Genomic DNA, 22470 nt, shown 5'->3' with positions numbered 1-22470 from the left:
GCCGGCGCCAGGGGCGTCAGCGCCGCGCGGGGACGACCGGCTGCCAGCGCCCCTCGAGCTCCTCGACCGGCGGGTCGGGGCGGACCGGCCGGCCGAAGAGCCAGCCCTGACCGAGGTCGGCGCCGAGGTCGGCCACCTCGTCGGCCAGCTGCTCGGTCTCGACGCCCTCGGCGACGACCACCGCGCCCAGCTGGTGGGCCAGGTCGACCAGGGCGCGCAGCACGGTGCGGGCGCCCGCGTCCGGGAGCTCCTGCACCAGCCCCTTGTCCAGCTTGACCACCTCCGGCCGGACGGCGGCCAGCAGCGACAGGCTCGACCAGCCGGCGGCGACGTGGTCCAGAGCGACCCGCCAGCCGAGCGAGCGGTAGTGCTCCAGCACCGACACCAGGTGCCCGCGGTCGGCGATGGCGTGCGACTCGACGACCTCGACCACCAGCTGTCCCGGTGCGATCCCCGCGTCGTGCGCGGCCCGCTCCGTGCTGGCCAGGCAGACCTGCGGCCGGTAGATCGACGTCGGGTGGACGTTGATGAACAGGTCGCTGCGGCCCAGCCACCCGGCCGCGCCGGTGATCGCCGACTCGCGGCCGATCCGGTCGAGGCGGTCCAGCCAGCCGGCCTGCTCGGCGACGAAGAACAGGTCCCCACCACCGACCTCGCGGCCGTCGACGTACCCGCGCAGCAGCGCCTCGTGGGCGACCTCCGAGCGGTCGGCCAAAGAGACGATGGGCTGGTAGACCGACCAGAGCTCCGCCTCGGCCAGCACCCCGACCTCGACGGTCACCCCGCGGCGGGCGAGCTCCACGGCGAGCGTGGGGGCGGTCAGAAGCCGGACGGTCAGCGCGGCGCCGCCCGCCGGCGGGTCGGTGACCACGCGCACGGCCTCGGTCTCGGCGGCGGTGAGCTCACGGGCCAGCCGGTGGAAGAGCGTCTCCAGGCGACGCCCCCCGCGCTCGTCGGCGATGTCGACCAGCTGCGGCGCCGAGGAGACGGCCAGCCCCATCCCCTTGGCCAGGCGCGAGACGGTGGGCAGCACGTGGCCGACGGAGGTGGCCAGCAGGGCGCGGGTGGCGGGCCCCGGCAGCGGCCAGTTCTGGCGGCATCCACAGACACCGCCGCAGATGGTTCCCACGCCCGCAGGATGACTCACCGCGTGGGCCCGGACGGGCAGGCGCGCAGGGCCCGTGCGGGTGATCGCCAGGAAAGCGACACTCAAGTTCTGGAACGTTGCCAGGTTTATTGTCTAAGGTCAGCTTCATGATCGCCGCCCCCTCCGCCGACGTCGTCCGCCCGAGCCGGGGTGGCCGCCCCCGCGACCCCAGCCGCGACGGCGTCATCCGCGCCGCCATCCTGCGGTTGCTGGCCGATGTCGGCTACGGCTCGCTCACCATGGACGCCGTCGCGTCGGAGGCCGGCGTCGGCAAGGCCACCATCTACCGGCGCTGGCGGACCAAGCAGGACCTGGTGGTGGACACCATCTCCTACCTCAACCGGGCCGAGGCCACGCCGCCCGACACCGGCTCCCTCGAGGGCGACCTGCGGGCGATGATGCACTCGCTGGTCTCGGTCATCACCGGCCCCACCGGTGCGGCCACGCTGTCGCTGCTGTCGACCGTGCCGCACCAGCCGGCCCTGGCCACCGCGTTCCAGGAGGGCCCGCTGGCCGTCTGGCGTCAGGCGTTCGACGAGCTGTGGGCGCGGGCGGAGCAGCGCGGGGAGGTCCCCGCCGGGGTCGGCACCTCGGTCGTCGCGGAGGTGCCGAGCGCGGTGCTCGTGCAGCGCTGGCTGCTCACCGGGCGCGAGGTGGACGATGCCTTCGCCGACGAGGTGCTCGACACCGTCGTCCTGCCGCTCGTCCGCAGCATCGCCGCCGGCTGACCGCCGCGCCGGCGGGTCGTCACCAGCCCCGTGTGCCCGGGTCGCCCTTGAACGGCCCGACGATCTCGTCGGTGATCCAGCCGCCGTAGAAGCCACCGGTCTGCGGGCGGACCTGCTCGCCGTCGACGGTCGCCCGATCGATGCGGTCCGGGTAGAACGCCACCGCGCCGCGCAGGTGCGCGAAGCCGGGGGTCGGGTCCTCGTAGGACCAGCCCACCGCGGGGACACGACGGCCGTCGACCACGGCGTCCCAGTAGGTCGCCGCACCCTTCCACTCGCACCAGGAGCTGCCCGTCGACCGCTCCAGCACGCCGTCGGCGACGTCCTCGCGCGGGACGTAGTAGACCGGCGGGTGACTGGTCTCGCAGACGCGGACCGCGCGCACGGTGTCGGCCAGCACGCGGCCGCCCAGCTCCACGACGACCCGCTTCGGGCTCACCTCGGCCGACGGTGGCCGCGGGTAGTCCCAGACGGACTCCTGCCCTGGTCCCACCGGGTCGGGACGCGGGCGCACCGGATCAGTCGTTGCGGTGCCGGATCTTCTGGACGACCACGACGGTCACCAGCAGCCCGACGGCGGCGACCGTGGCCTGCCCGGCGGGCGTCTGCAGGAACTGCTGGACCGCGAGCCTGCCCTTGGCCTTGAGGCGCGTCGGGCTGCTCCGGTACGTCAGCTGGTCGAGGGTCGCAGCCAGCGACTCGCGGGCGGCGTCGATCTCCAGCTGGATCTGTCGTGGGTCGCGAGGCACGGCGTCAGCCTGCCAGACGCCGCCCGGTCCAGCTCGCCCGGGAAGGGCGGCGACACCCGGTCGGGCGGCTCCTAGACTGCTGCGCGGAGCGGGAGTGGTGTAACGGCAGCCACGCCAGACTTAGGATCTGGTGCCTTCGGGCGTGCGGGTTCGACTCCCGCCTCCCGCACGTGACCGAAGCACCTGGTCAGAGCCCGAGGCTGGAGCGTCGCCCTCCGATGCGGCCATGTCGGACAGGTGTCGACCCCTGGAACGTTGTGCGCGGACAAGCACTTCTCGGGGGAGGAACTGCCGGTCAGCGCACACTGTTCGACCGGTGGAGAAGGCGAGCCCGCTTCCGCAGGTCAGCCGCTCGATCGCCGGGTCCATCTCGAGGTGGTCAGGTCACCTGAGCACCCCATGGACCCGGCGCCTTGGTGCGTGCCGGTTCGACTCCGGCACGCAGCGTCGTGCCGTCCGGCACGCCGCACGGGGTCGCCACGGGCGGCGACCTAGGCTCGGCGCGCCATGATCACCGACGTCCCGCTGGACCACTCGGCGCTCGTCCCGGTGGCCTTCGGCCTGGTCGCGCTCGCCTGCGTCGGCATCGGCCACGCCGGTCTGCGCGGCGGGGTCGTCGGGTGCCGGCTGCTGTGGGCGCTCACCGGGCTGTCGGCGCTCGTGGTCCTGGCGCTCACCCTCTCCCCCGGCGGGCAGAGCGGCCGGGACGCCGCGTGCACCGTCCAGTTCGCCCTCCCCACGCTGACGAGGGTGGAACTGCTGGCCAACGTGGCGCTCTTCGTCCCGCCGGTGCTGTTCGCCACGCTGGCCGCCCGCCGGCCGCTGCTCGTGATGGCTGCGGCGGTCGGCGCCTCCGCCGCGATCGAGGGGCTGCAGGCGGCAGTGCCCGCCATCGGCCGGGCCTGCGACACCAACGACTGGCTCATGAACGCGCTCGGCGTCCTCGTCGGGGCCCTGCTGGCCCAGGGCACCCTCGCGACGGCGGGAGGAGCCCGCACCGGCCCGGCGCGGCTGCCGTCCGACGGTTCCCGGTGAGACCTCGGAGAGGCGTCCTCGGCCGATCGGAACCCGGCGGCACCCGCGCGGGCCGGGTCAGGCCGGGGCGTCTGCTCGGGCCACCGGGGCGATCCGGCCGACGACATCGGTGGCCCTCTCGTAGGCCGTCCCGAGGTTGAGCAGGGTCGCCTCGTCGAAGGGACGACCGGTCACCTGCATCCCGAGAGGCAGCCCGTCGACGTCGAACCCGGTCGGCAGCGCGAGGGTGGGCAGGCCGGTCAGGTTGGCCGGGGACGTGAGCCGCACCATGGCGAGGTCCACCGGCTCGACGGTCCCGTCGGGCCAGGTCACCTCCATGTCGTCGACCAGCGGGGCGGGGAACGGCTGCACAGGGGCCACCACGACGTCGACGTCGTCGAACAGCTTCCTCCAGGCCCGCTGCATGAGCGTGCGGATCCGCAGTGCCTTGATGTAGTCGGTGGCCAGGATCAGGGCGCCCACTTCGAGCTTGATCCGGGTGTCGGGCCGGAAGAGCTCGGCCTTCGTCCGGAGCGACTCCTCGTGGTAAGCCGCTGCCTCGGGCATGACGATGCCCCACTCCGCCGCCAGCACCTGGTCGGCGTACGGGATCGTCACCTCGCGCACCTCGGCGCCCAGTCCGACCAGCACCTCGATCCCCGCCCGAACCGAGGCCTCCACGTCCTCCTGGACGTGGTCGAAGAAGAAGTTGGTGGGAACCCCGATCCGCAGGCCGCGCACATCGCCGGTCAGCCCGGCCGCGTAGTCGGGGACCGCGACGTCGACGGAGGCCGGGTCCAGCGGATCGTGGCCGGCGAGCACCCGGAGGACGTGCGCGCAGTCGACCACGTTGCGCGTGAGCGGCCCGACGTGGTCGAGGGACCACGACAGGGAGGCCACGCCACGACGAGAGGTCCGGCCGTAGGTGGGCTTGAGACCGACCGTGCCGCACAGGTTCGCCGGGATCCGGATCGACCCGGCGGTGTCGGTGCCCATCCCGACCATGCAGGAGCCGGCCGCCAGGGCCGCCCCGGAGCCGCCGCTGGACCCGCCGGGGATCCGGTCGGTGTCCCACGGGTTGCGCGTGGTGTGGGTCCGGCCGCCGTAGGCGAACTCGTGGGTGTGGGTCTTGCCGACCATCACCATCCCGGCGTCCACCAGCCGCTGCACGGCCACCGCGTCGGCATCCGGTACGTGCTCGGCACGCACCTCGGAGCTGGAGGTCGAGGGGATCCCGGCGGTGTCGTAGAGGTCCTTCACACCGAGCGGGATCCCGTGCAGTGGTCCGCGGTACCGGCCCGCGGCGATCTCCTTCTCGGCCACCGCGGCCTGCTCGCGTGCCCGGTCCCCGCAGACGTGGGCGAAGGCGTTGATCTCGGGCTCTGTGTTCTCGATGCGCCGCAGCACGGAGTCGATGAGCTCCACCGGAGAGAGCCGGCGGGCCGAGATCTCCGCTGCCGCCGTCGCGAGGGGCAGCTCGAAGGCCTCCACGGTCAGGCCTCCCAGCGGGCGTCGAAGGCGGTGGCCGGCGGAGTCTCCCCCAGCGGCACGTCGTCGATCAGGTCGATGAGGGCGTACGTGTCCGTGAGCAGCTGGCCGACCTCCTCGAGCCGGTCGTCGGTCAGTTCGAGCCGGGCACCCGCGGCGGCGTGCCGGAGGGATTCAGGCGGGAACGGTCGTGGGCCTGCGGGCATGGGTGGCGTCTCTCCCTGGGTCGGTGGATGGGGTCGGCCGAGAAGCGCCGGGCGGCTCAACCGACCACGAGCAGATCGGTCAGCCGGGACGGATCGGCCCGGAGGTCGGCAGCGGAGGCGTCGAGGACGATGCCGCCCTTGACCATGACGAGGATCCGGTCGCAGAACCGGAGGGGGATCTCGGGCCCCTGCTCCACGACGAGGACGGCCACCCCGGAGGCGGCCAGCGCCTGCAGAGCGGTGAGGGACTCGTCCACCACCGAGGGCTGGAGCCCCTGCGAGAACTCGTCGACGGCGATCAGCCGCGAGCCGGCCAGCATCGCCCGCGCCAGGCCGAGCTGCTGCTTCTGGCCACCGCTCAGCGTGCCGGCGAGCTGGTCGGCCCGATCGGCGAGCAAGGGGTAGACCGACCGGACGTCGACGGGTGGGTCGTAGTCCCGGCGCGCGGCCAGGCGGAGGTTCTGCTCCACGGTGAGGCTGGGGAACACGCCCCGGTCGTCGGGCATCAGGCTGAAGCCGGCGCGGGCCAGCAGCTCCGGGCGGCCGGGCCGTACCGCCCGGCCGTCCACCCGGACCTCTCCGGAGAAGAGGCGGCACAGACCGAACACGGTCTTCAGCAGGGTGGTCTTGCCGACGCCGTTGCGCCCGAGCAGGCCCACCACCTCACCGGGTCGTATCCGCAGATCGAGGTCGTTGACCACCCGGGCGTCCCGGTAGCCGCCACTCAGGCCGGCGAGCTCGAGCATCACGCCACTCCCAGGTAGGCACGGCGCACCTCGTCGTGGGCGGAGACCTCGTCCATCGAGCCCTCCACCAGGATCCGGCCGTCGGCCAGGACCACCACCCGGTCCGCCAGTTCCCGGACGATCTCCATGTCGTGCTCGACCGCCACGAGGGTGCAGCCGGTGCGCTCGGCCACCTCGCGAAGGGTCCGCGCCAGGGCGACGGAGTCCTCGTGGGACAGCCCGGCCGCGGGCTCGTCGAGCAGGAGGATCTCCGGCCCCCAGCTCAGCGCCATCGCCAGTTCCAGCGCCCTGCGGTCGGCCAGCGGCAGGTCCTTGGCCAGCATGTCGTCGGTCGAGGTGAAGCGGTCGTAGAGGGCGAGCGGCGCCGGAGGGTGGACGCCCTCCGCGCGGGCGAGGGCCAGGTTCTGGGCCGGGGTCAGCTCCAGGAAGACGCTGGGGATCTGGAACATCCGCCCCAGGCCCATCCGGGCCCGCTCGTGGGCGGGCCGGGCGGTGACGTCCCGTCCGGCGATCCAGACCCTTCCCCGCTCGGGGACGTGCTCCCCCGCCAGGACGGCGAGGAAGGTCGTCTTGCCGGCTCCGTTGGGCCCGATGAGGCAGACGACCTCCCCGGCGGCGACGTCCAGGTCGATGCCCTGGATGACCGGAACCGGCCCGAAGTCCTTCTCCACATCGCGAGCGCGGAGCACCGGTCCCCCTGCGGTCGCGGTGGAGCGGTCGGGTGGGGGTGCTCCCGTCCCGGCCAGCACCGCGCCGCCCGCGGCCTTCTCCCGCAGCGGCCGCCGGATCACCGAGCGGACCACCCCGACCAGACCCTCGGGCGCGAACCGGACGACGAGCAGGAAGAGCACGCCCATCATCAGCAGGTACCAGCTGCCGATGACGTCGCCGAGCAACTGGTTCCCGATGGTCACCAGGCCGGCACCCAGGAACGCGCCGGTGATGGTGCCCAGACCACCCACGGCCAGCCAGACCAGGACCTCCGTGGACATCACGATCCCGCTGATCGAGGGCGAGATCAGGCCGATCACCGGCGCGGCGACGGCGCCGGCCAGCGCGCTGATCCCCGCGCTGATCAGCAGCGCGATCAGCTTGGTGCGCCAGGGGTCGATGCCCAGGTGCTCGGCCCGCTGCTGGTTCAGCCGGATCGCGACGAACCGCCGCCCCAGGCTGCCGCGCAGGACGATCAGCCAGACCACGACCACCGTGCCCAGCACGATCCCGGCCGTCCGGTAGTAGGTGCCGACGACGCCGCTGTCGGAGAGCACCACGAGGCCGTTGCTCCCGTTGGTCAGCCCCGTCCACGACCGGGCGCCCTGGCTCACGGCCAGGGTGAGCGCCAGGGTCAGGACCGCCATCGTGGACGCCAGCGCCCTGCGCCCGAGCCCCGCCAGCCCGATGACCAGCGCCAGCACCAGTGCGGCGACGACACCGCCCGCGACGCCGAGCAGCACCGGGATGTCCCGTGCCGAGGCGATGGCTGCCCCGTAGGCGCCCAGGCCGAAGAAGGCGGCGTGCCCGATGCTCACGACACCGGCGCGTCCCCACGCGATGTCGAGCCCGAACGCGAAGAGCCCGTACACCAGCGCCAGCGTCAGCAGGGTCAGCGGATAGGGCAGCAGCAGGAAGGGAGCGGCGGCCAGGGCGAGGGCTGCACCGACCAGAGCCAGTGCGTGCCCCCGCCCCACCCGCCGTCGGAGCGCTGCGATCACCCGCAGTCCTTGACCTGGTCGTCGGAGATCACGCCGAGCTCCTCCTCGATGGCGTAGGCGCCGCCGTCGATGCGGGTCAGGTACATCGGCGCCAGGGCGACGTGGTTGTCCGGGTCGAACGTCATCTCCCCGCCCAGGCCCTCGAACTCCAGCTCCGCGATCTCCGCGCTCACGGCGTCGGCGTCCGTGGACCCGGCCTGCTCGAAGGCCTCGGCGATGAACCGCATGCCGTCGTAGGCGTTGCCCGCGACGCCGGGGATGGGGTCCTCGGTGCCGTAGGCGGCGCGGTAGTCCGCGACGAACTGCTCGTTCACGTCGCCGGGCAGCTGGTCGGAGTACCGCACGACCTGGTTACGGCCGTCGAGGAGCGCGCCGAGGGCCGGGTAGAACTGCTGGTCCACCGACACCCCGGTCAGACCGCGATTCTCGAGCAGCCCGAACTGGTCGGCCTGCTGGACGAACGACACCGCGTCCCCGCCGACGACCGCCGACAGGATCCAGTCCGGAGCGGCGCTGCCCAGCCGGTTGATGACCGGCTGCCAGTCGGAGGTACCCAGCGGCGCGTACTCCTCGGCCACGACCGTGCCACCGGCCTCCTCGATCAGCTGCCGGGACACCTCGTGGTACGTGCGGGGAAAGACGTAGTCGTTCCCGACGAGCGCGACGTTGGGGCCGAACTCCTCCACCATCCGCGGCACGAGGTCGGTGAGCAGCTGAGTCGGCGTCTCGCCGAACGGCCAGAAGTGCGGGCTGCAGAAGTCGAGTGCGGTGGCGATCGCCTGGGACATCGGGACGCCGGCCTGCTCGGCCACGTTGGCGGCGGCGATCGTGGTGTCATCGGTGATCGTCCCGAAGATGTAGTCGACGTCCTCCTGCTGGACGAGCCGCTGCGCCGCCTGCGTCGCCGTGGCCGGATCCGCCTGGTCGTCGATGAACACGACCTCCACCGGCTGGCCGAAGACCCCGCCGGCGTCGTTGATGTGCTCGATGGCCAGGTCGAACCCGCGCTGGAGCGCGATCCCCTCCGGAGCTGCGGGCCCGGTGATCGGCGCCAGCATGCCGATCTTCACGGGACCCTGCTCGTCGCCCCCCTCGGCCGAGTCACCGCCGCCGACCGAGCCACCGCAGGCGGACAGCGCCAGCAGCAGCGCACTCGCGCCGGCGACGGCCAGCCGTCGGCGGCGGATCACGCCGGCTGCTTCGAACGTGTGGACGACCATCGGGGCAACCTCCATGACAGGCCCGCGGGGCGGACGGCGATCAGAACGACGAGGGCGGCGAAGAAGAACAGGTCGGCGACGGTCTCGGTCAAGTAGCGCCGCAGGAGCGAGGAGAGCAGGGCGACCACCAGCGCGCCCATGACCGGACCGGCGAGCGATCCCGGGCGGACGACGAGGACCGCGAAGAAGGCCGGGGCGAGGAAGGCGACCCCGAGCCCCGGCGTCAGGCCGAGCACGGGGCTCTGGAGGGCGCCGGCCAGGACTGCCAGCGTCGTTCCGACGGCGAACGTCCCCGCGATCATGAGCCGCGGGGGGATGCCCAGGACGGCGGCCATGTCGCGGTTGTCGATCGACGCGCGCAGCTTCAGCCCCAGGGAGGTGCGGTAGACGACGATCAGCGCGACCGCGACGACGGCGAGGGAGACGAGGGCCACCACCAGCCGGTAGGCCGGGTACTGGACGCCCAGGACCTCGACGCTGCCCTGGACCGGCGACGCGACCGACCGCGGGGTGGCACCGAACACCGCCTCGGCCAGCTGGCGCAGGACGATGGCCAGTCCCCACATCGCCAGCAGGGTGGCGAGCATCCCGCGGACGTACAGCTTGCGCAGGATGGCCCGCTCGGTGAGCAGCGAGAGCGCGACGCCGAGCACGACCGCGACCAGCACCCGCAGCGGGAAGGGAACGGCGTCGAAGGCGTACATGGCGTACGCGCCGACCATCACGAACTCGCCGTGCGCCACGTTGACGACGCCGAGCTGACCGAAGACCAGGCCCATTCCCAGAGCCAGGAGGGCGTAGAACCCGAACAGGCTGAGGGTCGACAGCCCCAGGGTGACGAGGGACTCCACTAGCGGCCACCCCTCTCGCGGTCGAGGGCGGGCCGGCACGGCGCAGGCACCCATCCAGGAACTCGCGCACCGACGCGCCGCAGGCTCCTCGCGGGCGTGCCGGATCGCCTCGACGTCACGGTCCGGCCCGTCGTCCGACGGTCACCGGCCGGCACGGAGGTGTCGTCGGTCACGGTCACAGCGGTGAGTGTTGGACCGGAGACGGGCGGGTGCAGCCAAGCGGGAACAAGTCGCGCTTAACATCCCAGTTTCCTGGGACGTCGGTCGATGGAACGGAGCGGGACGCATGACGCGGAGTGACGCTGCGGAGAACGTGTCGCGCCTGCTGCGGGCGGCACGCGATGCGGTGGCGGCGGAGGGGACCGGGGTGGGCGTCCGGAGCATCGCGGACCGCGCGGGGGTGGGCGTGAGCACGCTGTACCGCCACTTCCCCGACAAGGGAACCCTGATCGATGCGGTGTCGGTGCACCGCTGGGTCACCATGCACGGGCTCGCTCGCTGCCCGGCCACGGACGACGCCGTGCTCTCCCGGATCGTGCTGCTGGTGGACACGTTCTCTCGGATGGTGACGGCGGACGACGCGTTCATCGAGTCGGCAGGCATCCGCGTCGGGCGACTGCCGGACGTGGCCATCAAGGGACCCAAGGCCGCCTTCGACCGCACGTTCGTGGACCTGTGGGTGCGGGCGCAGCGACAGGGCCAGGTGCACCAGACGGCAGATCCTCGCGATCTCGTCGAACTCACCGGGGCGATCCGTGACCGGCGCCGGCGCCCCAGCCAGCTCCGGCTCCTCGTTCAAGGAGTCTGCGTCCGGCCCGACGACGGGACCGAGCTCCTCGCCCGTCACCTGGCGGCCCGGGACCCCAGATACCTCTGACCTGGATGGGCGGCCTCGTGGCCACCCCGCCCCCGCCGGCGGCGCGACCATTCCATCTGGGAGCACGGCGGTGGATCCTCGGCCGATGAGCTTCTACGGCCGCCACCTCCGGCCCCGGCTGCACACCTGGGCGCTCAACGACCGGATCACCGGTGCGACGCGGGAGCGGGTCTGCGCCGGGCTGACCGGTGACGTGCTCGAGATCGGGTACGGGTCCGGCCTCAACCAGCCGCACCTCCCGGCGGCGGTCACGGGCGTGTGGGCCGTCGAGCCGTCGGCCACGGCGCTGCGCCTGTCGCAGGAGCGCCGGGACGCCTCCCCCGTGCCGGTCGTCGTCGCCGGGGACGACGCCCAGGCGCTCGACCTGCCCGACGACCGCTTCGACGCCGCGCTCTGCACCTGGGTGCTCTGCGGCATCCCGGACGTCCGCGCGGCGCTGGCCGAGGTGGCCCGGGTGCTGAAGCCGGGTGCGGCCCTGCACTTCGTCGAGCACGGCCTGGCCCCCGATCCCGGCGTCGCCCGCTGGCAGCGCCGGGGCAACCGGCTCAACCGGGTGGTGTCCGGGTGCGTCCTGGACAACGACGTGGACGGGTCGCTCGCCGCCTCGCCGTTGACGGTCACCGAGCGCACCACCTGGTACGAGCCGGCGGCACCGAAGGCGGCCGGCTACATGTACGAGGGACGGGCGGCCGCCTGGCGGTCGTCGTCTCCCCCGTAAGGGGTGGGTCCGGGGGCCGACCACTCCGGCCCGGGGGCGGCCGCTCCGACGTTGTCGGTATGACCTACCGCGCCTCCTCCGCCCGCCGGCTGCCCGCCGGGATCGCCCGCGCCGCCGTGGTGTCGGCGCCCCCGGCGCAGCGCGTGCCCGGCACCGGACGCCACAGCGCCACCGAGGCCCCCGGCATCGTCCGGATCGCCACGCCCGAGGACCTGCTGCGCGTCGGCCGGCACGCCGAGCCCGAGTGGGACGGCCGGCTGCCCGTCCACGACCGCCTCCGCGACGAGCTCGCCGCGGTGGACTGGTTCAGCCTCGGCACCGGCGAGGCCTGACCCGCCCGAGCTCAGCGGGCGAGGACCTCGGCCAGCACCGGCACCATGGCCGCGAACGCCTGGCCGCGGTGGCTGCGCGCATCCTTGTCGGCCGGGCTCAGCTCGGCCGAGGTGAGGTCGAGCCCCTCGGGGACGAAGACCGGGTCGTAGCCGAAGCCGTTGCTCCCGCGCTTCGCGCGGACGATCCGACCCCGCCACTGCCGTTCGATCACGCGCTCCGTGCCGTCCGGCGTCACCAGCGCGGCGGCACAGACGAACGCCCCGCCGCGACGCTCGTCGGGCACGTCGGCGATCTGGCCCAGGAGGAGCGCGGTGTTCGCCTCGTCGTCGCCGTGCCGGCCCGACCAGCGCGCCGACAGCACCCCCGGCATCCCGCCCAGCGCATCGACGGCCAGCCCCGAGTCGTCGGCGACGGCGGGCAGCCCGGTGTGCCGGACCGCCTCACGTGCCTTGAGCAGCGCGTTGTCGGCGAACGTCGCGCCGGTCTCGGGCGCCTCCGGGTAGTCCGGCACGTCCCGCAGGCCGATCACCTCCACGCCGGGGACCGCCGTCTCCAGCAACCGCTGCAGCTCGGCGAGCTTGCCCGCGTTGCGGGTGGCCAGGAGCAGCCGCGTCATCGGGCGAGTGCGTCGGCCTGCAGCCGGGTCAGCTCCGCGCATCCGGCGACGGCGAGGTCCAGCAGCGCGTCGAGCGTCTTGCGGTCGAAGACCGCGCCCTCGGCGGTGCCCTGCACCTCGACGAAGTTCCCGTCCCCGGTGCAGACGACGTTCATGTCGGTCCCGGCCGTCACGTCCTCCTCGTAGGCGAGGTCGAGGCGCGGCTCGCCGTCGATGACGCCGACGCTCACCGCGGCGACCGACTGCCCGATCGCCGTCGGGCGGGCCAGCTTCTTGCGCTCGCCCAGCCAGGAGACGGCGTCGGCCAGGGCGACGTAGGCGCCGGTGATCGCCGCCGTCCGGGTGCCGCCGTCGGCCTGCAGGACGTCGCAGTCGATGGCGATGCTGTTCTCCCCAAGGGCCGCCAGGTCGATCGAGGCGCGCAGCGATCGGCCGATGAGCCGGCTGATCTCGTGGGTGCGCCCGCCGATGCGCCCCTTGACGGACTCGCGGTCGCTGCGGGTGTGGGTGGCACGCGGCAGCATCGAGTACTCGGCGGTCACCCACCCCAGTCCCGAGCCCTTGCGCCAGCGGGGCACGCCCTCGGTGACGCTGGCCGCGCACAGCACGCGGGTCCGGCCGAACTCGACGAGCACGGAGCCTTCCGCGTGGTCGAGCCAGTTGCGGGTGATGGTCACCGGGCGGAGCTGGTCGGCGCTGCGGCCGTCGGGGCGGGTCACATGTTCTCCTCGCTGGCGCTCGTCGGGCAGGTGCCCTGGGTGCTCTGCTCATGCGTGACCTTGCGCGCTCGGTCACGGGCACCGAGGGTAGTGGTCCGCCTCTCCCGGTCCGTCGCCGTGCATGCCCGCCCCCGGCCCGCCAGGATCGCTGCCATGCGATCGGAACTGCGCGCCGTCCGGACCGGCGGCGTCCCCGTGGTGGTCGACCTCACCGAGGAGTGCGCCGACTTCGTCAAGGAGGAGGCCGACGGGCTGCTCCAGGTCTTCGTGCCGCACGCCACCGCCGGCATCGCCATCCTGGAGACCGGCTCGGGCAGCGACGACGACCTGCTGTCCCAGCTCGACGAGCTCCTGCCGCGCGACGACCGCTGGCGGCACCGGCACGGCAGCGCCGGCCACGGCCGCGACCACGTGCTGCCGGCGTTCGTACCGCCACACGCCACCGTCCCGGTGCTCGAGGGCCTGATGCAGCTGGGCACCTGGCAGCGCATCTGCCTGGTGGACACGAACGTGGACAACCACACCCGGCACGTCCGGTTCTCGTTCCTGGCCGGTTGAGCCGTGCGCGCCGCCCCCGGTACCCGTCCGGGAGGTGGACACGGCAGGATGCCGGGCATGAGCGAGACCGACAGCGCGACGGGTACGGCCCCCGCCCGCCTCTCCCCCGGTGACCCGGCGCCGGAGTTCACCCTTCCCGACGCCGACGGCAGGCCGGTGTCGCTCGCCGGCTACCGCGGCCGCCGAGTGATCGTCTACTGCTACCCGGCCGCGCTGACGCCGGGCTGCACCACGCAGGCGGTCGACTTCACCGCCGCGGCCGGCGATCTCGCCGAGGCCGGCCTGGAGATCGTCGGGATCTCCCCCGACGAGCCGGAGAAGCTGCTGCGCTTCCGGGAGAAGGAGGACCTCGGCATCACGCTGGTCTCCGACCCGGACAAGGCCGTCCTGCGGGCCTACGGCGCCTACGGGCCGAAGAAGCTCTACGGCAAGGAGGTCGTGGGCGTGATCCGCTCGACCTTCATCATCGACGCCGAGGGCCGGATCGAGCAGGCCTCCTACAACGTCAAGGCGACCGGCCACGTCGCCAAGCTGATGCGGGACCTCGGCATCGACTAGGAGTCACGCCCGCCACGTCCCCGGCCGGGGCTGGCAGTCGGGCCCGCAGGGGTAGTCCTCGTCCCAGGGGAACGTGCCGTCGGCGTGGCTCCAGGTGAGCTGGTAGGCCGGCACCGAGTACTCGGCCGGGCGCTCGTAGAAGCGGTTGGCGGCCAGCACCACGACCCCCGGGTCGGGCAGCGTCTCGACGACGATCCGCCCGCCCCAGTCCGGCAAGGTCAGCAGCTCCCCCACGAGCAGGTCGCGCCCCTCGGCGACCATGCCGGCGACCCGGTCGAGGATGCCGTGCGCGTTGTCGTGCCCGAGCCCGACCAGGACGAGCTCCGGGTGCCCGAGCCCGTAGAGGCCGATCGTGTAGGCGAAGGCCGGCTCGCCGGGCTCCTCCCCCGCCCCGACGTACTGCACGGCCCAGCGGTGCGCGCGGATGGTCCGCGCGAGGTGGGCGTCCTCCTGGTCGAGCCAGGCGATGGTCTGCGGATCGCTCGTCATGCGGGCCACGATCCGCCGGAGGTCCGACAGGACGACCGTGCGGCCGGCCACCTGTGGATCCCGCGCCCGGGTGTGGATCGCCGCGGGCCGGCCGGCCCGCGGTGGTCTACGCGTCCCGCTCCGCTCCACCTGCCGCCTGTTCCGCGGTGGCCGCCCGCTTGCGCCGCTTCCCCTCGTGCATCGCCTGCACCCGCGCGATCGGGATGGTGTGCCCCTCGGCGACCAGGTCGGCCGGCAGCTCCTGCGGTCCGGGCAGCGACTCCGCCCACGGGTCGCCGTCCCCGAGCAGCGCGGGCGCCGTCGCGACCGTGAAGTCGCCGGGACGCACGCCGTCCAGCTCCGACCACCGCACCGGGAACGACACCGGGAGGCCCGGACGGATGCGCGGGCTGTACGCGGCGACGATCGTGCCCTGACCCGAGCGCGTCGAGTCGACGAAGACTCGGCCGCCGCGGTCCTCCCGGAGGTAGGCGGTGGTGGCGAGCTCCGGGTCCAGCGCGGCGGTGCGGGCGGCCAGGGCCCGGGTCGCGGCGGCGACGTCCTCGAAGGACGACCCGTCCACGGGGACGACGACGTGCACGCCCTTGGAGCCACTGGTCTTGACCGCGCCCGCCAGCCCGCAGTCGTCGAGGGCCTGCCGGACCAGGCGCGCGGCGGCCACGACCACCGGGAAGTCCGCGCCCTCGGGCGGGTCGAGGTCGAGGACCAGCCCGGTCGGCCCCGGTCCGCCGACGCGGAAGAAGGGGACGTGCAGCTCGACGGCCCGCTGGTTCGCCAGCCACAGCAGGGTGCGCCGGTCGTCGCAGAGCACCTGGTGGATCTCCCGGTGGGAACCCTCCGACCACACCGGCGCCGTCCGCACCCAGTCGGGCGCGCCCTTGCTCACGTTGCGCTGCATGAACGGCGCCTGACCCGGCCGCACGCGTTTCACCGACAGCGGCCGCCCGGCCAGCACGGGTACCAGCCGGGCGGCGACGGCGTCGGCGTAGTCGACCAGCGCCCGCTTCGTCACCCCCAGCCCGTCGCCCAGCGGGGCGTCCAGGCTGCTCAGCGGGACGCCGTCGCGCTCCTCGTCCACCACGTGGCCCACCGTGCCGGTTGCTCGCCCGGGCGGCAAGCGGCCCTCAGATGTCGTAGGTGGCGCCGGGCCGCGCCAGCTCCGTCTCGGAGAAGACGGCGCTGGCGGCGAAGAGCTGCCCGATCTCGTCCACCCAGGCGGGGATGTGGGTGAGCAGCAGCCGGCCGACCCCGGCGGCCGCGGCGTGCTCACCGGCCTCGCGGCCGGTGAGGTGCAGGCCCGCCGGCAGGTCCGGGCCCGGCGGGTGCGCCGCCTCGGCGAGCAGCACGTCGGCTCCACGGGCCAGCTCGACGACCGGCTCGCACGGACCCGTGTCACCGGTGTAGACCAACGACCTCCCGCCCACGTCGAGCCGGATCGCGTAGCACTCGATGGGGTGCGCGGTGCGGACCAGCGTGACCTCGAACGGGCCGAGCGGGAACGAGCCCGGCCCCACCGGGACGAAGTCGAAGACGTCGGTGACGCCTTCGCCGTCGGCGTCGTAGGCCAGGGCGAGCCGCCGCTCGGCGGCGACCGGTGCGTACAGCGGCACCGTGCTCCGCGTCGCCCGCCCCGAGTACCGGTGCCACACGACGAAGGGGGCGATGTCGAGGCAGTGGTCGGCGTGCAGGTGGGACAGGAAGACGGCGTCGACCGAATCGGGGTCGGCAAGGCCCTGCAGGGCACCGAAGGCGCCGTTGCCGAGATCGAGCAGCAGCCGGAACCCGTCGTGCTCGACGAGGTAGCAGGACGCGGGCGACTTCGGCCCCGGAGCGCTGCCCGAGCAGCCGACGACGGTGAGCCTCACGCGGCGCCTCCCGGCCGGCCGGCACCGCTGCGCTCTCCCACCCGCACGATCCTCATCGGGCCCGAGGCTAGCGGCCGGTGCTGACGCTCCGTCGTCCAGGCGGCATCCCGGAGCGGCCCCCTCCCAGGGCCCCGCCGCGAGCCTGGTGACGTGATGGAGCGGCCATCCTTCAGGGGCCCGCGCCGAGCCTGCAAGGCGTGGGGGTCAGGCCCCGTCCGGAGGCTCGCCACGAGCCTGCGAGTGGTGAGAGGGACGGGGTCCTTCGACTTTCTCAGGCCCAGAGCTGGCCCTCGAGGGAGGCGGTGGCGTCCTCCAGCGATCCGGCGTAGGCGCCGGTGGAGAGGTACTTCCAGCCGCCGTCGCAGACGATGAACACGATGTCGGCGTGCCGGCCGGCCGCGACCTCCTTGTCGGCGATGCCGAGCGCGGCGTGCAGGATCGCCCCGGTCGAGATGCCGGCGAAGATGCCCTCCCGCTCCACCAGCTGACGGGTGCGGTGGATGGCGTCCTCCGGCCCGACCGAGAAACGGGAGTCCAGCAGGGAGGGGTCGTAGAGCTCCGGGATGAACCCCTCGTCGATGTTGCGCAGGCCGTAGACGAGCTCCCCGTAGCGCGGCTCGGCGGCGATCACCTGGACGTCGGGCTTGGTCTCCCGCAGGAACCGGGAGACGCCCATGAGCGTGCCCGTCGTCCCCAGTCCGGCCACGAAGTGGGTGATCGACGGCAGGTCCGCCAGGATCTCGGGGCCGGTGCCGTCGTAGTGCGCCTGCGCGTTGGCCGGGTTGCCGTACTGGTACAGCATCACCCAGTCCTCGTGCTCGGCCGCGAGCCCCTTCGCGACGGCGACGGCCTGGTTCGAGCCACCGGCGGCCGGCGAGAAGATGATCCGGGCACCGAACATCTCCAGCAGCTGGCGCCGCTCGACCGACGTGTTCTCCGGCATGACGCAGACCAGCTTGTAGCCACGCTGCTTGGCGACCATGGCCAGGGAGATCCCGGTGTTGCCGCTGGTCGGCTCCAGGATCGTCGCGCCGGGCTGCAGCGAGCCGTCCTTCTCCGCCGCCTCGATCATCGCGATGGCGGCGCGGTCCTTGATGGAGCCCGTCGGGTTGTGGTCCTCGAGCTTGGCCCACAGCCGGACGTCAGGGGTCGGCGACAGGTTCGGCAGCCCCACGAGCGGGGTGCCGCCGAGGGAGTCGACGAGGGAGGCGAAGCGGGCCATCAGAGCTCTTCCGGGACGGGGACGGGATCGGGGGCGGCGGGCTCAGCAGCCGCCGGCGACCGCCGGGAGGATGGTGACCGAGTCGCCGTCCTTGACCTGGGTGTCCAGGGCGCCGGTGAATCGCACGTCCTCGTCGTTCACGTAGACGTTGACGAAGCGGTGCAGCTTGCCCTCCTCGGTGACGAGGCGGTTCTTGATGCCCGGGTGCTGGCTGTCGAGGTCGTCGACGAGCGCGCCGAGCGTGGCACCGCTGCCCTCGACGGTCTTGTTGCCGCCGGTGTGGGTGCGCAGGATCGTGGGGATGCGGACCTCGATGGCCATGGGGGTGGTTCTCCTCGCGAGCTCGGGATGTCTGGGCGCCGCGCTACGGCAGCGTTCGTGCGTCTGATCGGGCCAACGCCCGGTCGCCGCCGGGGATTCCGCGCGGCGGTGGGCCCTCCTGCCGCGGTGCGGGCAGGAGGGTCGTCGTTCAGTCGTAGACGACGGTCGTCGGGGTGTGCCCGAAGAGGTAGGACTCGACGATCTCCACCTCTTCCTCGCGCACCTCGCCGTCGAGGATCCGGAAGCTGCGGAACTCGACCTCGTCGTCGACCAGGCCGGTCTGCTGCTCGTGGTGCCGCGTCGAGACCAGCACGTAGTGCGCCTCGGGCTCGGAGGCGTAGCTGATGTCCGTGCGCGAGGGATAGGCCTCGGTGGCCGTGTGCGAGTGGTAGATGACGACCGGGACCTCGTCGCGGTCGTCCATGTCGCGGTAGAGCTTCAGCAGGTCGCCGGAGTCGAACTCGTAGAAGGTGGGCGACCGGGCGGCGTTCAGCATCGGGATGAAGCGCTCGGGGCGGTCGCTGCCCTCGGGGCCCGCGACGACGCCACAGGCCTCGTCCGGGTGGTCCTCCCGGGCGTGGGCCACGATGGCGTCGTAGGTCGCGCGGTCGATGCGCAGCACGCCCGGCAGTCTAGTGGACGGGCCCTGCCGCCCTCCGACCGTGGACCGACCCCGTCCTCTTCACCCCTCGCCGGCCCGAGCCGAACCTCGGGACGGGGCGCCCGGTCGGCCCCTGGAGCAGGGCCGCATGACGGCAGCCGATACGTTGCGTGACGTGCTGGTGAAGATCCTGGTGGCCCTCGGGGTGCTCGTGTTCCCCGTGCCCGCGCTGGCGCTGGGCGCCCGGGGCCTGCCGAGACGCCCCGGCTACAGCGTCGACGAACCGGCCGACCGGCTCTCCTACGCCCTGCTGCTCGGCCTGCGCGCGCTGGTGCTGCTGGTGGTGCTGGCCCTCTCCGCGGTGATCCTGGTGTCGGCGATCGGCGCGGCCGTCGTCGACGTCCAGCTGCACGGCATGGTCTACGTCTTCTTCGGCCTCGACGTGCTCCTGAGCCTGCTCGTCGTGCTCAGCTTCGGCCGCCGCGTCCGGCGACCAGCGCGTCGACGAGCGAGCCCTGCAGCGCGGTGAGCCAGTAGTAGACAGCCAGCTGCTGGTCCTCCTCGCCGTCGATCTCCTCCGGCGGCTCGGTGTCCTCGGAGATGTCGAGGCGGGTGCCCAGTGCCAGCCGCAGGTCGTTGGACGTGCGCAGCCAGGCCGCGGCCTGGTCGGCGTCCAGCCGGACCTCCCCGCCGGCTTCCGGCAGCGTGGCGCGCACCATCGCCAGGTCGTCGGACTTGTCGCTGCGCAGCGAGGCCTCGGTGAGCTCCCGGTAGTCGGCCGCGAGCTCGGGTTCGCCGCGATGGCCCTCGGGGAACAGCCGGGCGATGACGGGGTCGCCGCCCACGTCGTCCGCGTCGGCCGCCAGCAGCTGCTCCAGCTGGTCGAGCAGCAGGGCCACGATGCCCGCCTCCGCCGGCTCCAGGCGTGCCACGACGTCGCCCCCGCGGGCGGTCCGGAACGGTTTCACGACTCCCTCTGGAAACTGGCCCACAGCCCGTAGGCGTGCAGCCGGCTGGTGTCGTGCTCCATCCGCTCCCGGGGGCCGGAGCTGACGACGGCCCTGCCCTCGTGGTGCACCTGCAGCATCAGCGTCGTCGCCGTCGGCTCGTCGTAGCCGAACAGCTCCTGCAGCACGAAGGTCACGTAGGTCATGAGGTTGACCGGGTCGTTCCACACGATCGTCACCCACGGACGGTCGAGGTCGCCCAGTTCCTCGTCCGTGGTCTCCGGCGTCCACGAGGGAGCGAGAGGTCCGGCCACGGGACCACCTTAGGACGCCGATCTGCCCGGGTCCCCCCGCCCGCCTACGCTCCCCGATCATGGTTGTGGACACCGGACTCACTCCCCCGCCGGCACCCGCGCTCTTCACCGACCGCTACGAGCTGACGATGGTCGCCGCGGCGCTCGCCGACGGCACCGCCGACCGGGACTGCGTGTTCGAGGTCTTCGCCCGCCGGCTGCCGCACGGCCGCCGCTACGGCGTGCTGGCCGGCACCGGCCGGCTCCTGGAGGCGCTGCCGCACTTCCGGTTCGGGGACGACGAGCTCGCCGCCGTGCGCGCGCAGGGGCTCACCGACGAGCGGCTGCTCGACTGGCTGGCCGCCTACCGGTTCTCCGGGGACGTCGACGGCTACGCGGAGGGCGAGCTCTTCTTCCCCGGCTCCCCGGTCCTCACCGTCCGCGCCCCGTTCGCCGAGGGGGTGCTGCTGGAGACCCTGGCGCTGTCGGTGCTCAACCACGACAGCGCGATCGCCTCGGCCGCCGCCCGCATGGTGGCCGCCGCCTGCGAGCGGCCGTGCATCGAGATGGGCTCGCGGCGCACGCACGAGGAGGCCGCGGTCGCCGCGGCCCGCGCCGCCCACCTGGTCGGCTTCGCCTCCACCTCCAACCTGGAGGCCGGCCGGCGCTACGGCGTCCCGACGTCGGGCACCAGCGCGCACGCCTTCACCCTGCTGCACGACGACGAGCGGTCGGCCTTCCAGGCCCAGGTGGACGCCCTCGGGCCGGGGACGACGCTGCTCGTGGACACCTACGACGTGGACCAGGGCATCCGGACGGCGGTCGAGGTGGCGGGCCCCGGGCTCGGTGGGATCCGGCTGGACTCCGGGGACCTGCCGACGCTGGCCACCCACGCCCGGGAGCTGCTGGACTCCCTCGACGCCACGGGCACCCGCATCGTGGTGACCAGCGACCTGGACGAGTACGCGATCTCCGGGCTCATGGCCGCGCCGGTGGACCGCTACGGCATCGGCACCTCGCTGGTGACCGGCTCGGGCGCCCCCACCGCGGGCATGGTCTACAAGCTCGTCGAGCGGGACGGCGTGCAGGTGGTCAAGCGATCCGAGGGCAAGCGCTCGGTGGGCGGCCGCAAGCACGCCGTCCGCCGGCACGGCGCCGACGGGATCGCCACCGCCGAGGTGGTCAGCAGCGCTCCGGTGTCCCCGCGGGCCGGTGACCGCGACCTCGTCGTCCCCCTGGTCCGGGGCGGCCGGCTCTGCGAGGAGCTCAGCCCCGCGGACGCCCTCGCCCGCGCGCGGGCCCACCACGAGCGGGTCCGCCAGGCGCTGCCCCAGGAGGCCTGGGCGCTGTCGCGGGGGGAGCCGGCGCTGGAGACGGTCCCGTCCTGAGCGTCCCGGTCCGGGGCCGCGGAGGAGACTGTTCCCCATGACCCGTGCACTGATCGTCGTGGACGTGCAGAACGACTTCTGCGAGGGCGGCAGCCTGGCCGTGGCCGGCGGCGCCGCCGTGGCGGGGGCGGTCTCCGAGCTGCTGGCCGGCGCCCACGGCTACGACCACGTCGTCGCCACGCGGGACCACCACATCGATCCCGGGCACCACTTCGCCGAGCAGCCGGACTTCCTGGAGACCTGGCCGCCGCACTGCGTCGTGGGCACCGGCGGCGTCGAGCTGCACCCGGCGCTGGACCGCGGCCCGCTCGAGGCGGTCTTCGACAAGGGCGAGTACGCCGCGGCCTACTCCGGCTTCGAGGGGCGGGCCGGGGACGTCGCCCTCGCCGACTGGCTGCGCGAGCGCGGGGTCGACGCCGTCGACGTCGTCGGGATCGCCACCGACCACTGCGTGCGGGCCACGGCGCTGGACGCCGTCGGGAACGGTTTCACGACCCGCGTGCTGCTGCCGCTGACCGCCGGGGTCGCCGAGGCGAGCACCGAGGCGGCGCTGGAGCAGCTCCGCACCGCCGGCGTGCAGCTCGAGGGCTCCGTCCACCGCCCCTGACGCCGGCGGCTCCGTCCCACCCGGCCCGGACGCCGGCCGCTCCGTCCTACCCGCCCCTGACCGGGTTGGGCGCCCGGGACCCCGTCCTCCCCCACCGGAGCGCGTCCTCCCCCACCGCAGGCCGTGAGGGTGGACGCGCCACGATCAGGTTCGGCGGATTCAAGGGGCGGACGCAGCACCCGCGGTTTGATCGCCTGACAGTAGTGGGCCGATGACCTCGTCGGGCTTGAGCCAGCCGAGGGTCTTGCGTGGTCGATCGTTGAGCTCGGCGGCGATGGCGGCGAGGTCTTCGGCGCTGTGCACCGAGAGGTCGGTGCCTTTGGGCAGGTACTGGCGGAGCAGTCCGTTGGTGTTCTCGTTGGTGCCGCGCTGCCAGGGGCTGTGCGGGTCGCAGAAGTAGATCGGCAAGTCCGCGGCGATGCTGATCTTCTTGTGGTTGCGCATCTCCAGGCCCTGGTCCCAGGCCAGGGAGCGGCGCAGCTGGGCCGGCAGTGCGG

30 protein-coding genes and 1 tRNA gene are annotated in these 22470 nt (G+C 73.4%); 11 read left to right on the top strand and 20 right to left on the bottom strand.

What is annotated here, in order from left to right; translation table 11 throughout:
- Positions 1-16: 16 nt before the first annotated feature.
- Positions 17-1129: an EAL domain-containing protein gene (locus tag BM142_RS10440; RefSeq protein ID WP_092197235.1), complete on the bottom strand. Its 1113-nt coding sequence runs from the start codon at positions 1127-1129 to the stop codon at positions 17-19.
- A gap of 125 nt (positions 1130-1254) precedes the next feature.
- On the opposite strand from BM142_RS10440, the gene BM142_RS10435 reads away from it, so the two are divergent.
- Positions 1255-1875, top strand: coding sequence for a TetR/AcrR family transcriptional regulator (locus BM142_RS10435; RefSeq protein WP_254790756.1), 621 nt, complete (start codon positions 1255-1257; stop codon positions 1873-1875).
- A gap of 19 nt (positions 1876-1894) precedes the next feature.
- Here the strand turns inward: BM142_RS10435 and BM142_RS10430 are convergent, their stop codons facing one another.
- On the bottom strand, positions 1895-2314 hold the full coding sequence (locus tag BM142_RS10430; protein WP_254790754.1) for a DUF427 domain-containing protein: 420 nt from the start codon (positions 2312-2314) through the stop codon (positions 1895-1897).
- A 79-nt stretch (positions 2315-2393) separates the two neighbouring features.
- The gene (locus BM142_RS10425) at positions 2394-2624 is read right to left on the bottom strand and encodes a DUF3618 domain-containing protein (RefSeq protein WP_092197229.1); all 231 of its coding nucleotides are present in this window, start codon (positions 2622-2624) and stop codon (positions 2394-2396) included.
- 88 nt (positions 2625-2712) lie between these two features.
- Between BM142_RS10425 and BM142_RS10420 the strand changes: the two genes are divergently transcribed.
- Positions 2713-2793 (top strand) — tRNA-Leu (locus tag BM142_RS10420).
- Positions 2794-3131: 338 nt separating this feature from the next.
- Positions 3132-3659, top strand: a complete 528-nt coding sequence (locus BM142_RS10415; protein WP_092197226.1) for a VanZ family protein — start codon at positions 3132-3134, stop codon at positions 3657-3659.
- 57 nt (positions 3660-3716) lie between these two features.
- On the opposite strand, the gene BM142_RS10410 is transcribed toward BM142_RS10415, so the two are convergent.
- The 6 genes from BM142_RS10410 to BM142_RS10385 are packed head-to-tail and all read right to left on the bottom strand — an operon-like array spanning position 3717 to position 9861.
- Positions 3717-5129 (bottom strand): amidase, encoded by a 1413-nt coding sequence (locus tag BM142_RS10410; protein WP_092197223.1) that lies wholly within the window; start codon positions 5127-5129, stop codon positions 3717-3719.
- A gap of 2 nt (positions 5130-5131) precedes the next feature.
- Positions 5132-5332, bottom strand: a complete 201-nt coding sequence (locus tag BM142_RS10405; protein ID WP_092197219.1) for a hypothetical protein — start codon at positions 5330-5332, stop codon at positions 5132-5134.
- Between the two features lie 56 nt (positions 5333-5388).
- Positions 5389-6078, bottom strand: a complete 690-nt coding sequence (locus tag BM142_RS10400) for an ABC transporter ATP-binding protein (RefSeq protein ID WP_139228840.1) — start codon at positions 6076-6078, stop codon at positions 5389-5391.
- Complete coding sequence (locus BM142_RS10395; RefSeq protein ID WP_092197213.1) at positions 6078-7790, bottom strand: branched-chain amino acid ABC transporter ATP-binding protein/permease; 1713 nt, start codon at positions 7788-7790, stop codon at positions 6078-6080. The genes BM142_RS10400 and BM142_RS10395 overlap by 1 nt, the downstream gene beginning before the upstream one ends.
- On the bottom strand, positions 7787-8980 hold the full coding sequence (locus tag BM142_RS10390; protein WP_175527213.1) for a substrate-binding protein: 1194 nt from the start codon (positions 8978-8980) through the stop codon (positions 7787-7789). The genes BM142_RS10395 and BM142_RS10390 overlap by 4 nt, the downstream gene beginning before the upstream one ends.
- Entirely contained in the window at positions 8977-9861 is an 885-nt protein-coding gene (locus BM142_RS10385; RefSeq protein ID WP_175527212.1) for a branched-chain amino acid ABC transporter permease, read from the bottom strand. The genes BM142_RS10390 and BM142_RS10385 overlap by 4 nt, the downstream gene beginning before the upstream one ends.
- Positions 9862-10147: 286 nt before the next feature.
- On the opposite strand from BM142_RS10385, the gene BM142_RS24870 reads away from it, so the two are divergent.
- The 3 genes from BM142_RS24870 (at position 10148) to BM142_RS10370 (ending at position 11788) form a co-directional block, all read left to right on the top strand.
- Positions 10148-10738 carry a TetR/AcrR family transcriptional regulator gene (locus tag BM142_RS24870; protein WP_092197204.1) on the top strand — a complete coding sequence of 197 codons (591 nt, stop codon included), beginning with the start codon at positions 10148-10150 and terminating at the stop codon, positions 10736-10738.
- An 85-nt stretch (positions 10739-10823) separates the two neighbouring features.
- The gene (locus BM142_RS10375) at positions 10824-11456 is read left to right on the top strand and encodes a class I SAM-dependent methyltransferase (RefSeq protein ID WP_092197201.1); all 633 of its coding nucleotides are present in this window, start codon (positions 10824-10826) and stop codon (positions 11454-11456) included.
- A 59-nt stretch (positions 11457-11515) separates the two neighbouring features.
- The gene (locus tag BM142_RS10370; RefSeq protein WP_092197197.1) at positions 11516-11788 is read left to right on the top strand and encodes a hypothetical protein; all 273 of its coding nucleotides are present in this window, start codon (positions 11516-11518) and stop codon (positions 11786-11788) included.
- A gap of 11 nt (positions 11789-11799) precedes the next feature.
- Here the strand turns inward: BM142_RS10370 and rdgB are convergent, their stop codons facing one another.
- A complete protein-coding gene (gene rdgB / locus BM142_RS10365; protein WP_092197194.1) occupies positions 11800-12405 on the bottom strand; it encodes an RdgB/HAM1 family non-canonical purine NTP pyrophosphatase in 606 nt (201 codons plus the stop codon).
- Positions 12402-13124 carry a ribonuclease PH gene (rph, locus tag BM142_RS10360; protein WP_092197191.1) on the bottom strand — a complete coding sequence of 241 codons (723 nt, stop codon included), beginning with the start codon at positions 13122-13124 and terminating at the stop codon, positions 12402-12404. Before rph ends, rdgB begins: the two co-directional genes overlap by 4 nt.
- 153 nt (positions 13125-13277) lie before the next feature.
- On the opposite strand from rph, the gene BM142_RS10355 reads away from it, so the two are divergent.
- A complete protein-coding gene (locus tag BM142_RS10355; RefSeq protein ID WP_092197189.1) occupies positions 13278-13682 on the top strand; it encodes a YjbQ family protein in 405 nt (134 codons plus the stop codon).
- 57 nt (positions 13683-13739) lie between these two features.
- Positions 13740-14240 (top strand): thioredoxin-dependent thiol peroxidase, encoded by a 501-nt coding sequence (gene bcp, locus BM142_RS10350; RefSeq protein WP_092197186.1) that lies wholly within the window; start codon positions 13740-13742, stop codon positions 14238-14240.
- A gap of 3 nt (positions 14241-14243) precedes the next feature.
- On the opposite strand, the gene BM142_RS10345 is transcribed toward bcp, so the two are convergent.
- From BM142_RS10345 to BM142_RS10320, 6 genes are all read right to left on the bottom strand, one after another.
- Positions 14244-14780, bottom strand: a complete 537-nt coding sequence (locus tag BM142_RS10345) for a DUF4262 domain-containing protein (protein WP_254790753.1) — start codon at positions 14778-14780, stop codon at positions 14244-14246.
- Positions 14781-14835: 55 nt separating this feature from the next.
- Positions 14836-15810, bottom strand: a complete 975-nt coding sequence (locus BM142_RS10340) for a DNA polymerase domain-containing protein (protein ID WP_092197183.1) — start codon at positions 15808-15810, stop codon at positions 14836-14838.
- Between the two features lie 43 nt (positions 15811-15853).
- A complete protein-coding gene (locus tag BM142_RS10335; RefSeq protein ID WP_092197181.1) occupies positions 15854-16594 on the bottom strand; it encodes an MBL fold metallo-hydrolase in 741 nt (246 codons plus the stop codon).
- A gap of 271 nt (positions 16595-16865) precedes the next feature.
- Positions 16866-17816 carry a PLP-dependent cysteine synthase family protein gene (locus BM142_RS10330; RefSeq protein ID WP_092197178.1) on the bottom strand — a complete coding sequence of 317 codons (951 nt, stop codon included), beginning with the start codon at positions 17814-17816 and terminating at the stop codon, positions 16866-16868.
- Positions 17817-17858: 42 nt separating this feature from the next.
- Positions 17859-18137 (bottom strand): MoaD/ThiS family protein, encoded by a 279-nt coding sequence (locus tag BM142_RS10325; protein ID WP_092197175.1) that lies wholly within the window; start codon positions 18135-18137, stop codon positions 17859-17861.
- Positions 18138-18285: 148 nt separating this feature from the next.
- Positions 18286-18759, bottom strand: coding sequence for a M67 family metallopeptidase (locus BM142_RS10320; protein WP_092197172.1), 474 nt, complete (start codon positions 18757-18759; stop codon positions 18286-18288).
- Positions 18760-18886: 127 nt separating this feature from the next.
- Between BM142_RS10320 and BM142_RS10315 the strand changes: the two genes are divergently transcribed.
- Positions 18887-19267, top strand: coding sequence for a hypothetical protein (locus BM142_RS10315; protein WP_139228839.1), 381 nt, complete (start codon positions 18887-18889; stop codon positions 19265-19267).
- On the opposite strand, the gene BM142_RS10310 is transcribed toward BM142_RS10315, so the two are convergent.
- Both BM142_RS10310 and clpS read right to left on the bottom strand, forming a co-directional pair.
- A complete protein-coding gene (locus tag BM142_RS10310; protein ID WP_092197167.1) occupies positions 19206-19706 on the bottom strand; it encodes a DUF2017 family protein in 501 nt (166 codons plus the stop codon). The genes BM142_RS10315 and BM142_RS10310 overlap by 62 nt on opposite strands.
- A complete protein-coding gene (clpS, locus tag BM142_RS10305) occupies positions 19703-19999 on the bottom strand; it encodes an ATP-dependent Clp protease adapter ClpS (protein ID WP_092197164.1) in 297 nt (98 codons plus the stop codon). The genes BM142_RS10310 and clpS overlap by 4 nt, the downstream gene beginning before the upstream one ends.
- 59 nt (positions 20000-20058) lie before the next feature.
- Here clpS and BM142_RS10300 point away from each other — a divergent pair, with 59 nt between their 5' ends.
- The gene (locus BM142_RS10300; RefSeq protein WP_092197161.1) at positions 20059-21366 is read left to right on the top strand and encodes a nicotinate phosphoribosyltransferase; all 1308 of its coding nucleotides are present in this window, start codon (positions 20059-20061) and stop codon (positions 21364-21366) included.
- Between the two features lie 37 nt (positions 21367-21403).
- Complete coding sequence (locus BM142_RS10295) at positions 21404-21973, top strand: isochorismatase family protein (protein WP_092197158.1); 570 nt, start codon at positions 21404-21406, stop codon at positions 21971-21973.
- Between the two features lie 159 nt (positions 21974-22132).
- Here the strand turns inward: BM142_RS10295 and BM142_RS10290 are convergent.
- On the bottom strand, positions 22133-22470 hold a 338-nt coding region (locus BM142_RS10290; protein WP_139228838.1), incomplete at its 5' end, for an IS30 family transposase.

This window comes from Blastococcus tunisiensis, assembly GCF_900112815.1.
GTDB lineage: Bacteria > Actinomycetota > Actinomycetes > Mycobacteriales > Geodermatophilaceae > Blastococcus_B > Blastococcus_B tunisiensis.
The sequence above is the reverse complement of the archived record's forward strand: the minus strand, read 5'-3'. Positions and strand labels throughout refer to the sequence as shown.

Excerpts from the sequence above, each read along its gene's own strand:
- BM142_RS10435 (WP_254790756.1), top strand. The coding sequence starts at position 1,255 with ATGATCGCCGCCCCCTCCGCCGACGTCGTCCGCCCGAGCCGGGGTGGC.
- BM142_RS10415 (WP_092197226.1), top strand. The coding sequence starts at position 3,132 with ATGATCACCGACGTCCCGCTGGACCACTCGGCGCTCGTCCCGGTGGCC.
- BM142_RS10405 (WP_092197219.1), bottom strand. The coding sequence starts at position 5,332 with ATGCCCGCAGGCCCACGACCGTTCCCGCCTGAATCCCTCCGGCACGCC.
- BM142_RS10400 (WP_139228840.1), bottom strand. The coding sequence starts at position 6,078 with ATGCTCGAGCTCGCCGGCCTGAGTGGCGGCTACCGGGACGCCCGGGTG.
- BM142_RS24870 (WP_092197204.1), top strand. The coding sequence starts at position 10,148 with ATGACGCGGAGTGACGCTGCGGAGAACGTGTCGCGCCTGCTGCGGGCG.
- BM142_RS10375 (WP_092197201.1), top strand. The coding sequence starts at position 10,824 with ATGAGCTTCTACGGCCGCCACCTCCGGCCCCGGCTGCACACCTGGGCG.
- BM142_RS10370 (WP_092197197.1), top strand. The coding sequence starts at position 11,516 with ATGACCTACCGCGCCTCCTCCGCCCGCCGGCTGCCCGCCGGGATCGCC.
- rdgB (WP_092197194.1), bottom strand. The coding sequence starts at position 12,405 with ATGACGCGGCTGCTCCTGGCCACCCGCAACGCGGGCAAGCTCGCCGAG.
- BM142_RS10355 (WP_092197189.1), top strand. The coding sequence starts at position 13,278 with ATGCGATCGGAACTGCGCGCCGTCCGGACCGGCGGCGTCCCCGTGGTG.
- bcp (WP_092197186.1), top strand. The coding sequence starts at position 13,740 with ATGAGCGAGACCGACAGCGCGACGGGTACGGCCCCCGCCCGCCTCTCC.
- BM142_RS10330 (WP_092197178.1), bottom strand. The coding sequence starts at position 17,816 with ATGGCCCGCTTCGCCTCCCTCGTCGACTCCCTCGGCGGCACCCCGCTC.
- BM142_RS10325 (WP_092197175.1), bottom strand. The coding sequence starts at position 18,137 with ATGGCCATCGAGGTCCGCATCCCCACGATCCTGCGCACCCACACCGGC.
- BM142_RS10315 (WP_139228839.1), top strand. The coding sequence starts at position 18,887 with ATGACGGCAGCCGATACGTTGCGTGACGTGCTGGTGAAGATCCTGGTG.
- BM142_RS10300 (WP_092197161.1), top strand. The coding sequence starts at position 20,059 with ATGGTTGTGGACACCGGACTCACTCCCCCGCCGGCACCCGCGCTCTTC.
- BM142_RS10295 (WP_092197158.1), top strand. The coding sequence starts at position 21,404 with ATGACCCGTGCACTGATCGTCGTGGACGTGCAGAACGACTTCTGCGAG.